The 12112-nt window shown below is 59.2% G+C and carries 8 protein-coding genes; 5 read left to right on the forward strand and 3 right to left on the reverse strand.

Annotation, left to right across the window (positions count from 1 at the left end; all coding sequences use genetic code 11):
* Positions 1-60: 60 nt before the first annotated feature.
* On the reverse strand, positions 61-1350 hold the full coding sequence (locus ACFE0K_RS01475; RefSeq protein ID WP_434534370.1) for a ribonucleotide-diphosphate reductase subunit beta: 1290 nt from the start codon (positions 1348-1350) through the stop codon (positions 61-63).
* 134 nt (positions 1351-1484) lie between these two features.
* A complete protein-coding gene (locus ACFE0K_RS01480) occupies positions 1485-4367 on the reverse strand; it encodes a ribonucleoside-diphosphate reductase subunit alpha (RefSeq protein WP_434534371.1) in 2883 nt (960 codons plus the stop codon).
* A gap of 645 nt (positions 4368-5012) precedes the next feature.
* Here ACFE0K_RS01480 and ACFE0K_RS01485 point away from each other — a divergent pair.
* The 5 genes from ACFE0K_RS01485 (at position 5013) to ACFE0K_RS01505 (ending at position 11515) form a co-directional block, all read left to right on the forward strand.
* The gene (locus ACFE0K_RS01485) at positions 5013-5735 is read left to right on the forward strand and encodes a response regulator (RefSeq protein WP_035249018.1); all 723 of its coding nucleotides are present in this window, start codon (positions 5013-5015) and stop codon (positions 5733-5735) included.
* Positions 5736-5770: 35 nt separating this feature from the next.
* Positions 5771-7387, forward strand: a complete 1617-nt coding sequence (locus tag ACFE0K_RS01490) for an ATP-binding protein (RefSeq protein ID WP_434534372.1) — start codon at positions 5771-5773, stop codon at positions 7385-7387.
* A gap of 232 nt (positions 7388-7619) precedes the next feature.
* Positions 7620-9110, forward strand: coding sequence for a glycerol kinase GlpK (gene glpK, locus ACFE0K_RS01495; protein WP_434534373.1), 1491 nt, complete (start codon positions 7620-7622; stop codon positions 9108-9110).
* A gap of 174 nt (positions 9111-9284) precedes the next feature.
* A complete protein-coding gene (locus tag ACFE0K_RS01500) occupies positions 9285-10415 on the forward strand; it encodes a diguanylate cyclase (RefSeq protein ID WP_434534374.1) in 1131 nt (376 codons plus the stop codon).
* Positions 10412-11515 (forward strand): GGDEF domain-containing protein, encoded by a 1104-nt coding sequence (locus ACFE0K_RS01505; RefSeq protein ID WP_434534375.1) that lies wholly within the window; start codon positions 10412-10414, stop codon positions 11513-11515. Before ACFE0K_RS01500 ends, ACFE0K_RS01505 begins: the two co-directional genes overlap by 4 nt.
* A gap of 153 nt (positions 11516-11668) precedes the next feature.
* Here the strand turns inward: ACFE0K_RS01505 and ACFE0K_RS01510 are convergent.
* The coding region (locus tag ACFE0K_RS01510; protein WP_434534376.1) for a TOBE domain-containing protein at positions 11669-12112 on the reverse strand (444 nt) is incomplete at its 5' end.

Consider the following 12112-nt stretch of genomic DNA (forward strand, 5'->3'; position numbering starts at 1 on the left):
TTTGGCCTCAACGCCAAAAGCGCCGCTCGACTGGTTAGCGTGTAACTATATTTTTCTGGGTTATCCCCAGGCACGCGCGCCACCCACCTGGTATTCGGTAACCCGGGTTTCGAAGAAGTTCTTCTCCTTGCGCAGGTCCATGATTTCGCTCATCCACGGGAAGGGGTTGTTCACGCCCTTGAACTGCTCCGGCAGGCCCAGCTGGACCAGGCGGCGGTTGGCGATGAACTGCAGGTACTCTTCCATCATGGCGGCATTCATGCCGAGCACGCCGCGCGGCATGGTGTCACGGGCGTATTGAATTTCCAGCTCGGTACCTTCCAGGATCATCTGGGTGGCCTTGTCGCGCATCTGGGAATCCCACAGGTGTGGGTTTTCCAGTTTGATCTGGTTGATCACGTCCACACCGAAGTTCACGTGCATGGATTCGTCACGCAGGATGTACTGGAACTGCTCGGCCACGCCGGTCATCTTGTTGCGGCGACCCATGGACAGGATCTGGGTGAAGCCGCAGTAGAAGAAGATGCCTTCCAGTACGCAGTAGAACGCGATCAGGTTTTCCAGCAGCGCCTTGTCGGTTTCCACGGTGCCGGTCTTGAATTCCGGATCGGACAGGTCGCGGGTGTACTGGATGCCCCACTGCGCTTTCTTGGCGACGGAGGGAATCTCCTGATACATGTTGAAGATTTCCCCTTCATCCATGCCCAGTGATTCGATGCAGTACTGGTAGGCGTGGGTGTGAATGGCTTCTTCAAAGGACTGACGCAGGATGTACTGGCGGCACTCCGGGTTGGTGATCAGGCGGTAGATGGCCAGCACCAGGTTGTTGGCGACCAGGGAATCGGCGGTGGAGAAGAAACCCAGGTTGCGCTTGACGATGCGACGCTCGTCGTCGGTCAGGCCATCGGTTTTCTTCCACAGCGCCAGGTCGGCGTTCATGTTCACTTCCTGGGGCATCCAGTGGTTGGCGCAGCCATCCAGGTATTTCTGCCAGGCCCAGTCGTACTTGAACGGTACCAGCTGGTTCAGGTCAGCGCGGCAGTTGATCATGCGCTTGTCGTCGACTTCCACACGGCCGGCGGTGCCTTCCAGCTCGGCGACGCCTTCACTGGCATCCATTTGCGACACGGTGGCGCGGGCGCGGGCTACGGCGTCGGTGGTGTCTCGTTCGGTTCGTCCTTGTCGCTGCTCGTCGGCTCCGCCTGTAATCGGCGCACTTCCCGCTCCCGGTGCTTTAGCTTCAGGTGCCGCTTGGTCAAATACCGTCTCAGGTTGCGGCGGCGTTGCGGGGCTTGGCTGCGGTTTGGCGACAGGCGTCTCTTGCGCATTAAATTCGTCCCAGTTCAGCATGTGCTCTCTCCATATTCTTTCAGGGATGACGCCGTGGCGTCATCGATGGTGCATTGTTTTAGTGGCCTGGGGCCGGCAGCGGGACGCCTGACGTTTAAAGCATGGCAAGCGTCGAGCGTCCGGCAACTGGCGCCTTACTGACAAGCCTCACAATCCGGGTCATCAATGGAGCAGGCCTGCGGTACGTCAGCGGCCTGGTTGAATTCGGCAGGGGCTTGCGGGGCGGCGGAGACCCGGTTGAGCTTGCCGTCATTGATGGTGGATTTTTCTGTTTGAGTTGCGCCGATGGCGCGCAGGTAATAGGTGGTTTTCAAACCCAGCAACCAGGCCATCTTGTAGGTCACGTCCAGCTTCTTGCCATTGGCTTCGGCAATGTACAGGTTCAGCGACTGGGCCTGATCGATCCACTTCTGGCGACGGCTTGCGGCCTCCACCAACCAGCGCGGTTCCACTTCAAAGGCGGTGCGGAACTGCTCTTTCAGGTCGGCCGGGATACGTTCGATGGGCTGTGCAGAACCATCGTAGTATTTCAGGTCGTTGACCATCACGTTGTCCCACAGGCCGCGATCTTTCAGTGCCTTGACCAGGTAGGGATTGACCACGGTGAACTCGCCGGACAGGTTCGATTTCACATACAGGTTCTGGTATGTGGGCTCGATGGACTGTGAAACCCCGGTGATGTTGGCAATAGTCGCGGTGGGGGCGATGGCCATGACGTTGGAGTTACGCATGCCTTTCTTGGCCATTTCCCGCACGTTGTTCCAGTCCAGAGACTGGCTGCGATCCACCTTGCAGTAGTCCTCGCCACGTTGCTTGACCAGAATGTCGATGGAGTCGATGGGCAGTATGCCCTGGCTCCACAGGGACCCTTCGAAGGTCTGGTAGGCGCCGCGCTCTTCGGCCAGTTTGGCGGAAGCCTGGATGGCGTAGTAGCTCACCGCTTCCATGGAATTGTCGGCGAATTTCACCGCGCCTTCGGAGGCGTAGCTGATGCCCTGCTTATACAGCGCGTCCTGGAAGCCCATGATGCCCAGCCCCACCGGGCGGTGCTTCATGTTGGAACGTTCCGCCTGGGGCACGCTGTAGTAGTTGATGTCGATCACGTTATCGAGCATGCGCACGGCGGTGTTGATGGTGCCTTGCAGCTTCTCGATATCCAGGCCGTTTTCGTCCACGTGCTGGGCCAGGTTCACGGAACCCAGGTTACACACGGCGATTTCTTCCTGGTTGGTGTTCAGGGTGATCTCGGTGCACAGGTTGGAGGAGTGCACCACGCCCACGTGCTGCTGCGGGCTGCGCAGGTTGCACGGATCCTTGAAGGTGAACCAGGGGTGGCCTGTTTCAAACAACATGGAGAGCATCTTGCGCCACAGGTTGACGGCGGGGACGCGCTTGAACAGCTTCATTTCGCCGCTGCGGGTTTTTGCTTCGTATTCCAGGTACGCCTTCTCGAACGCTTCGCCGTACAGATCGTGCAGGTCCGGGGCGTCGTTGGGGCTGAACAGGGTCCACTCTTCTTCGTTGATCACGCGCTTCATGAACAGATCGGGAATCCAGTTGGCGCTGTTCATGTCGTGGGTACGACGGCGGTCGTCACCGGTGTTCTTGCGCAGCTCCAGGAATTCTTCGATATCCATGTGCCAGGTTTCCAGGTAGGCACAGACCGCGCCTTTGCGCTTGCCACCCTGGTTAACGGCAACGGCGGTATCGTTGACCACTTTCAGGAACGGCACCACACCCTGGGAGCGACCATTGGTGCCCTTGATGTAGGCGCCCAATGCGCGCACCGGGGTCCAGTCGTTACCCAGGCCGCCGGCAAACTTGGACAGCATGGCGTTGTCCTGAATGGCGCCATAAATGCCGTGCAGGTCGTCGGGCACGGTGGTCAGGTAGCAGCTGGACAGCTGCGGGCGCAGGGTGCCGGCGTTGAACAGAGTCGGCGTGGAGCTCATGTAGTCGAAGCTGGACAGCAGGTTGTAGAACTCGATGGCGCGGGCTTCACGATTGTCTTCTTCCACGGCCAAGCCCATGGCCACACGCATGAAAAAGCACTGGGGCAGCTCGATGCGGGTGTCGTTGTGGTGGATGAAGTAGCGGTCGTACAGGGTCTGCAGGCCCAAGTAGGAGAACTGCAGGTCGCGGTTGCCATCCAGGGCGGCGCCCAGCTTGTCCAGATCAAACTCGGCCAGCTGCGGAGACAGCAGTTCCAGCTCGATACCTTTACCGATGTAGGCTTTCAGGGCCTCGCCATAAAGGGCGTTCATCTCGTCGTGGCTGGCGCGCTCGGCCACGTTCAGGAATTGCAGGCCTTCGGCGCGGATCTTGTCCATCAGCAGGCGCGCAGTGACCTGGGAGTAGTTCGGCTCCACTTCGATCATGGTGCGGGCCGTGATCACCATGGAGGTGTTCACGTCATGGATAGAGACACCGTCGTACAGGTTCTTCACCGTTTCGGTGATGATCTTGTCGGCGTTCACGTCTTCCAGGCCGGAGCAGGCAGCGCGGATCAGGTGCTCCAGGCGTGCCATATCCAGCGGTGCCTTGCTGCCGTCTTCCATGGTGACGCTCATGTCCACCTGATGGGTGGGCTCGGGCAGGTCGTGGTTTTGTTCGGCGCGCTTGGCGGCCTGACGCTCACGATACAGCACGTAATCACGGGCCACTTTCTGCTCGCCGTTACGCATCAGGGCCAGTTCTACCTGGTCCTGGATTTCTTCAATGTGGATGGTGCCACCGGAGGGCATGCGACGCTTGAAGGTGGCGCTGACCTGCTCGGTGAGGCGCGCCACGGTTTCATGGATACGGGAAGAGGCGGCAGCGGTGCCGCCCTCTACCGCCAGAAACGCCTTGCTGATGGCCACGGTGATCTTGTCGTCATCGTAGCCAACCACTTTGCCATTGCGCTTGATAACGCGAAGCTGGCCCGGGGCGGTGCTGGCAATGGACTGGTCCTGGCCGCTGTCGTCGCCTGCCGGGGAGCCGGTGTGGTTAGGGTTTTGGCTCATATCCGTCTGCATGGTGCGCTCTCCGTTGTTTGTGCTGTTCTGTCTGTTGTCGGGTTTGTGTGGTGGTGCCGGCGTGGTCTGATGCCGCGTATGGCACACCACGCAAAACGCCACAGCCGTCAGGCCATGGCGCAGTAAAATCTGTGTTGGGTGGTGCCTGGTGGTCTAATTTGGATGCGGACCACTATATCTTGTGTCTTGTCCATGACGCTGATCTTGCCCCTGGTAGCCCGAAAAGCTCTAAATGGCTGATGTGACTGTATTTTTCGGTACGCTGGATGGTGTTATCCTGGGGTGGCAGCGATTTTACAAAAACCCAATATGTTGGGGTCGCTGCCTGACTTCAGTACAAGTTATAGTTGCGTCCGCGGATTTGCAAGCACTTCGCCTGGGGAAATTTTGTGGATAAGTTGTGGACCATTGTGGGTGCATTTGGAGCGCGCTTTTCCGGGGCAGGCCAGTACTAGATATTGTGTTTGTCAACTGTAAAAACTCTGCCGTGAAGCGGCTTCAGTGTGCCTTTGGTATCAGCAAGGTTGCCGTGGACAGTGTCTATGCGTATAAACACCTGATAGGGATACGTTTGTTACAGTTTGCCGCCTTGTGCACTGTGTACGACGACAATAATGATACGAAGTGAAAAAGGATAAGGACGGGATGACAACGGTGCAGGATAACCCGCCAGCAATCATGATCGTGGAAGACGACGAACGACTTGCCGATCTTACCTGTGAATATCTGCAAACCAATGGTCTCAATGTGACGGTGGTCAGCGATGGCGAAGAAGCCATTCGTCGCATTCGTGCCGAGCAACCGGATCTGGTGGTACTGGATTTGATGTTGCCCGGAGCCGACGGCTTGACCGTCTGCCGCGAGGTTCGCAGCGCCTACAAGAATCCCATTCTCATGCTCACCGCCCGCACCGATGATATGGATCAGGTACTGGGTCTGGAGATGGGGGCCGATGATTATGTGGCCAAACCGGTAAAACCCCGGGTACTGCTGGCACGCATTCGTGCCCTGCTGCGCCGGGTGGAAACCGACAACGAACGCGACAGCTCACCGGCGCGCCTGGAATTTGGCGCTTTGGTGATCGATAACTCTGCCCGGGAAGTGACCCTGGCCGGGGAATCGGTGGACCTGACCAGTGCCGAATACGACCTGCTCTGGCTGCTGGCCTCCAATGCAGGCACGGTGCTGTCCCGGGAAACCATCTTCGAGAAGCTGCGTGGCATTCAGTATGACGGCCAGGATCGCTCCATTGATGTGCGCATTTCCCGTATCCGCCCCAAGGTAGGGGATGACCCGGAAAACCCCAAGCGTATCAAGACGGTGCGATCCAAGGGCTATCTGTTCGTCAAGGAAATCGGCGCGGCCTGAGCGTTTCTGTGCCGTGGCGTGATGCTGGGTGACGCTTGAATAGTATTTTCCTGAGGCTCTACGGGGGCTTGCTGCTGGCGCTGTGTTTTATCGGTGCCATCACCTATGCCGCCGTACAGCTGGTTAACAGCTATCGCTCGGATATCTACCGGGAAGAAATGGCGCGGGGTACTTTCTACCTGATGGCGGAAGGGTACCAGCGCTATGAACCCGGTGAGCGCGACCGCTGGAGCCAGGTGCTCAGCAAGCTGTTCAGTGCGGATATCCAGTTGCAGTCTGCCGGCGAGCTGGAGTTGGGCTACCGGGAAACCCTGCACCTGGAAGACGGCCTGGTGGTCATGCGCCTCAATGAGGAAAAAGGGTATGCCGATATCCTTTTTCAGCTTCCCGGTGAGTCCGAGTACATCACCACCCGCATGACCAAGGTGTCCGAGCAGCAGGCGCGGGCCACTGCGGTGCTGGTGCTCAACCACCTTTCCCACTTCCCCGAAGACGAATGGGAGCAGGCCCTGGGTCGGCTCCAACAGCACTTCGGTTACCCTCTCAGTCTGGTGTCCCGGGATGATGTGCCCCTGGACCCGGAGCAAGAACAGCGCCTTAACCGCCGCGAAGTGGTTATCGGTCTGGATGACAGTACCCGTAGCGACTCCAGCATCCGCATTTATGCGCCGGTGGCGCAGACCGGCAAATTGCTGGTGATTGGCCCCCTCAGTCTGTTCGATCAATTTCCGATGGAATTGCTGTTGGTGGCGGGGGCTCTCAGCCTGCTGGCGGTGGCGCTGGCCACCTACCTGCAAGTGAGCCCGCTGCAACGGCGGCTCAAGCAGCTTGACCAGGCGGTGAGTCAGCTGGGCAGCGGTGACCTGGGCGCCTATGCGAATATCGAAGGTAACGATGCCATCGGCCAGGTGGCGGCCACCTTTAATGGTATGACAGCGCATATTCGTCGTCTTATCGAATCCCAGCGGGAGATGACCCGGGCGGTGAGCCATGAACTGCGTACCCCGGTGGCGCGGCTGCGTTTCGGGCTGGAGATGCTGGCGGATATCGAATCGGCGGAATTGCGCCGGGAAAAGCTCAATGCCCTGGATCATGACATCGAGCAGCTGGATCAGTTGATCGACGAAATCCTCACCTATGCTCGCCTGGAGCAGGGTACCCCCAATATTGAATTCAAGCCGGTGGTGGTGGGCGAACTGTGCGAACAGTTACGTGAAGAGCTGGAAACCATTCGCGGCGACACCGTTATCACCGTGGAATGTGATCAGCCCACCCTGGAAGTGGAAGCGGAAGAACGCTATCTGCATCGGGTACTGCAGAACCTGGTCACCAATGCCCTGCGTTATGCCGGTTCACAGATCGTCATGGTGGTTGATGGGGACGAAGATCAGGTGGTTATCCATGTGGATGATAACGGTCCGGGGATCCCCGAGCACGAGCGCGAGCGGGTGTTCAAACCCTTCGCCCGGCTGGACAAGAGCCGCCACCGCGCCAGCGGGGGCTATGGCCTGGGCCTGTCCATCGTCAAACGGATTGTCGACTGGCATGGTGGCGATATCCGTGTGGACGAAAGCCCCATGGGTGGTGCCCGGTTTACCGTCATCCTGCCGCGCAGTCAGCAAGGCCAGCATGTGCTGGGGCGGGTGAACTGAGCTACAAGCTACGCTCGTTGGATGGCAGCGTGGGGTGGATTACGCCTTCAGCTAATCCACCCTACGTTCTAAGCTCTGGTCAAAGGCTCTTTAATAGCCGATAAGGTCTATCGGGTTGTCCGTTATCGTTCAATCTGTCATCAGGCCTTCATGTAAAATACCTTACCCGACACATCCGCGGGATTGTCTGTCTGATCCCGCCACCAATACTGATAACAGGGTTAGCCGAGCCATGTCTTACATTCTTTCCATTGACCAGGGCACCACCAGTTCCCGCGCCATTGTGTTCGACGGCAGTGGTCGGGCCTGCGGGCAGGCGCAGAAAGAGTTTCGCCAGCATTTTCCCCATGACGGCTGGGTGGAACACGATGCCATGGAGATCTGGAACGATACTCTGGCCCTGTGTCAGCAGGCGCTGCGAAACGCCCGTGTTGAAGCCCGGCAGCTGGCCGCCATCGGGATTACCAACCAGCGGGAAACCACCGTGCTGTGGGACCGCAAGACCGGTGACCCCCTTGCCAAGGCCATTGTCTGGCAGGACCGGCGCACTGCCTCTGCCTGCCAGAGCCTGCGGGATGGTGGCCACGAGGACATGGTACGCAGCAAGACGGGCCTGTTGCTGGATCCGTATTTTTCTGCCACCAAGCTGGCCTGGCTGCTGGATAATGTGCCCGGCGCCCGTTCGCGTGCCGAAGCGGGTGAGCTGGCGTTCGGCACCATCGATTGCTGGCTGCTCTGGCAACTGACTCGTGGCAAGGTGCACGCCACCGACGCCACCAACGCCTCGCGTACCTTGTTGTTCAATATCCATGAGCAGGTCTGGGATACGGCGCTGCTGGAATTGTTTGATATTCCCGCGGCGGTGTTGCCGGAGGTACGCGATAGCGCCGGGGAATTCGGCTCCACCTGCCCCGAGCTGTTGGGCGCTGCGGTGCCGGTGGCCGGTATTGCCGGGGACCAACAGGCGGCGCTGGTAGGGCAGGCCTGTTTTCAGCCGGGGATGGTGAAAAGCACCTATGGCACCGGCTGCTTCATGGTGATGAATACCGGTGAGGCAGTGGAATCCCATAATCGCCTGCTCACTACCGTGGGGTACCGGCTCAACGGCAAAACCACCTATGCGCTGGAGGGCTCCATCTTCGTGGCCGGTGCGGCCATCCAGTGGCTGCGCGACGGCCTCAATCTGATCCGTGATGCCAGCGAAACTGAAGCGCTGGCACGCCGCGCCGGTTCCGCCGGTGGCGTCTACCTGGTACCGGCCTTTACCGGCCTCGGAGCTCCCTGGTGGGATCCCCACGCCCGTGGCGCCTTGCTGGGGTTGACCCGCGATACCGGTATTGCCGAAGTGGTAACGGCGGGACTGGAAGCGGTGTGCTACCAGTCCCGGGACTTGCTGGATGCCATGGCAGCAGACTGCGGTACCCGGCCTACGACCTTGCGGGTGGATGGTGGCATGGTGGTCAATAACTGGCTCAGCCAGACCCTGGCGGATGTGCTGGGGGTCTGCGTGGACCGGCCCGTGGTCACCGAAACCACGGCGCTGGGTGCGGCCTATCTGGCCGGGTTGGGCGTGGGCCTGTACGACTCCCTGGATGCGGTGGCGGAACAGTGGCGCTGCGAGCGGGAATTTACGCCGCTACTGGAAGAAGGGGAGCGCCAACGTCGTTACCAGGGGTGGCGTGAGGCGGTGGCCCGGGTCTGCCAGAGCCCGGCTGGTGAGTAAGGTTCTGAGGTAAGTGCCCGAAAAATCAGGGACTTTTGTGCCACTTTTTTCATTGGCATGGCGATGGACGGTCCGGTTTCAGGGACGAAAACTGTGACGCGGTAGACATTTAGGGTTAGAGTTCATCAAACAATAATACTAAATTGCTACCAACGGGTGCGACTGATAGTGGGGATGGTCGCACCGGATCGGGAATCCGGCATGGATCAATCGTTAACGCTTAACCCTGCAGCCTTGCAGTCCCAGCGACTGCGCCGGGTACTGTTCGCCATACTGGCCGGTGGCAGTGCCCACACCCTGTTGTGCTGGATCTCCCTGCAGCTGGACTTCTTCCGTGGCGGCTCCTCCCTGTTCTATGCCTTGTTCGGTGCCATCTGGGTGGGGCATCTGGGCTTCATCCTGTTCATGCTGCTGGGACTCAACCGCCGCCTTTCTGAACCCTCCATGATCATGCCGTTAATGGTCTGGTCCACCACGGGTATCCTGTTGACTGCCCTGGTGGTGGACCAGGTGCGCCTGTGCGTAATGATGATTTTCTTTGCCATTGTCCAGATGGGCGTACTACAGGCGTCATTCCGGCAATTTGCCTGGCTGGCCGGCTACTGCGTATTCGGTTATGCGGTGATTCTCGGCGTCGTCTCGGGGTACTGGCCGGAGGTAGTGGACCTGCGCGGTGAATGGATTCAGTGGGGCCTGTTCTCGGTGATGGTGCTGGCGGTGATTCTGCTGGCATCGGAAATTTCCACCATCCGCTCCCAGTTAAGCCGGCGCAACCTGCAACTGGCGGACATTGTCGAGCGTATCCACGACATGGCGGTAAAGGACGAGATGACCGGATTTTATCGCCGCCGCCATGCCATGGAGCTGCTGGCCAAGGCCTGTGGACAGGCTGCCCGGGGCGCCTATCAGTTGGGCGTGGTGTACCTGGACCTGGACCACTTCAAGCGCATTAACGACCAGTATGGCCATCGGGTGGGGGATCTGGTGCTGGAGCGTTTTGCCGAGGTGTCACGCCGGCATTTGAGCGGCCAGGATTTTGCTGCTCGCTTGGGCGGGGAAGAATTCATGCTGGTACTGCCAGTCAGTGACCCGGAAGAGGCCAGTAATCTGGCCGAGGGGATCTTGCTGGGCATGCGCAGCCAGCGCTTCAAGGAAGCGGCGGGACTCAGTGTCACGGTGTCGGCGGGCCTGGCCATGTACCATCGTGAGGAAACGCCGGAGCAGGTGGTTATGCGTGCGGATCGGGCTCTCTATCAGGCCAAGGAATCCGGTCGCGACAAACTGGTGGTGGAGCAGGGCGCATGAATCAGGATCTGCGGCAGGCGGAAAAGCTGACTCTCAGCGAAAAGCGGCTGTTAAAACGACACAGTCGTTCGGCCATGGCGATCATGGCCATGCATACCCTGCTGTGTGTGGTGTATTTCCAGTTCGGTTATTTTGCCGTGGAACTGGAGCAGGGACTGCTGATGCTGTTTGTGGTCTGGGCATCGCTGTTTGCCTACCAGTTACTGCTGGCCACGGGTTGGACCCTGCGCCTTAGTGAACCGAGCCTGTCGCTACCCATGGTGCTGCATTTCATGGTGGTCTTCATGGTCTCCGGCTATTACGTGGACGAGTTTCGCCTCAGTGTTGTCACCCTGTTCTTCGCCGGTTTGTTGCTGGCATCGTTCCGGCTTTCCGGCAAGGTGATGATTGGGGTGGCGATGCTGGCCAGTGTCGCTTACGCGGTGATGCTGTGGCTGGCCATGAATGACCGCTGGGTGGAACTGAGCCTTTCCGTGGAGGCCTTGCAGTGGCTGGTGTTCTCCATGATCTCGGTGAGTTTCGCGATCACCGGCGGCGGTATCAACCGTCTGCGTGATGCCCTGGCCGACAAGAATCATCAACTGGCCCGTGCGGTGGAGCAGGTCCGCGAAATGGCGATCCGTGATGACCTGACCGGCCTGTTCAATCGTCGCCACCTGTTGGAAATCCTGGAGCGCCAGCGGGCCCTGTTCACCCGTAAGGGCCTGCCCTTTGCCATTTGTTATGTGGATCTGGATCACTTCAAGCAGATCAATGACCGCCATGGTCATGATTGGGGTGACCGGGTATTGCGTCGCTTCTCTGCGTTGGCGCTGGCGGGGATGCGTGACGGCGATTTTTTCGGCCGTCTCGGCGGCGAGGAATTCCTGCTGATCCTGCCGCAAAGCAATGAACAGGGGGCCTTGCGGGTCGCCGAGCGTCTGCGTGAGCGTTGGCGCGAGGAAAGCTTCGGCCAGGAAGGCGGCCCCAACGCGGTTAGCCTCTCCGTCGGCGTTGCCGCCTGCCAGGAAGACGAAACCGTGGACGACTTACTCAACCGGGCGGATCAGGGGCTGTACAAGGCCAAGTCCGGGGGGCGGGATCAGAGCAGGGTAGCTTGAAAAGGCAGTGAATAGTTAACAGTTAATAGTTAATAGTTCGCGCCTGACTTTTTCTGTATTGAAACGCATGAGGCCGCGCCCAGGTTTTGGGCGCGGCCTCATGCGTTTCAAAATCGCGGTCGTCTTTCTCGCGCGCTGTTCACTGTTAACTATTCACTGTTCACTGACTGTGAACGCCACCAGATGCTTGGTCGCCAGCCGCACATGCAGCGCATCGCCTTCCACCACATTGGTGTGGCTGTCGGTCTGGCAGAGCAGGGTTTCTGCGGCGCCGACGCGGAGGTGGTAGAGGATGGTGGCGCCGGTGAATTGGCGGCGGGTGACGGGCAGAGCCAGGTGTGCGCTTTCGTCGGCGATCACATCCTCGGGCCGTAACAGTACATCGACGTTACCTCCGGGTGTCAGGGCCGTATTGCTGCGCCCGGTGAGTTCACCCAGGCTGGTTCTGACCGTGTTCTCATCCACTACCTCACCACGGAGAAAAGAACCGTAGACGGCGAACTCTGCCACGAAGCGGTTGGCGGGCGCGTGGTAAATGTTGTACGGCGTGTACCATTGTTCCAGCTGGCTCTGGTGTATTATGCCAACCCGATCGGC

This window comes from Alcanivorax sp. (assembly GCF_051117345.1).
Lineage (GTDB): Bacteria > Pseudomonadota > Gammaproteobacteria > Pseudomonadales > Alcanivoracaceae > Alcanivorax.

Coding starts and splice junctions, on each gene's coding strand:
- ACFE0K_RS01485 (WP_035249018.1), top strand. CDS start 5,013: ATGACAACGGTGCAGGATAACCCGCCAGCAATCATGATCGTGGAAGAC.
- ACFE0K_RS01480 (WP_434534371.1), bottom strand. CDS start 4,367: ATGCAGACGGATATGAGCCAAAACCCTAACCACACCGGCTCCCCGGCA.
- ACFE0K_RS01475 (WP_434534370.1), bottom strand. CDS start 1,350: ATGCTGAACTGGGACGAATTTAATGCGCAAGAGACGCCTGTCGCCAAA.
- ACFE0K_RS01505 (WP_434534375.1), top strand. CDS start 10,412: ATGAATCAGGATCTGCGGCAGGCGGAAAAGCTGACTCTCAGCGAAAAG.
- glpK (WP_434534373.1), top strand. CDS start 7,620: ATGTCTTACATTCTTTCCATTGACCAGGGCACCACCAGTTCCCGCGCC.
- ACFE0K_RS01500 (WP_434534374.1), top strand. CDS start 9,285: ATGGTCGCACCGGATCGGGAATCCGGCATGGATCAATCGTTAACGCTT.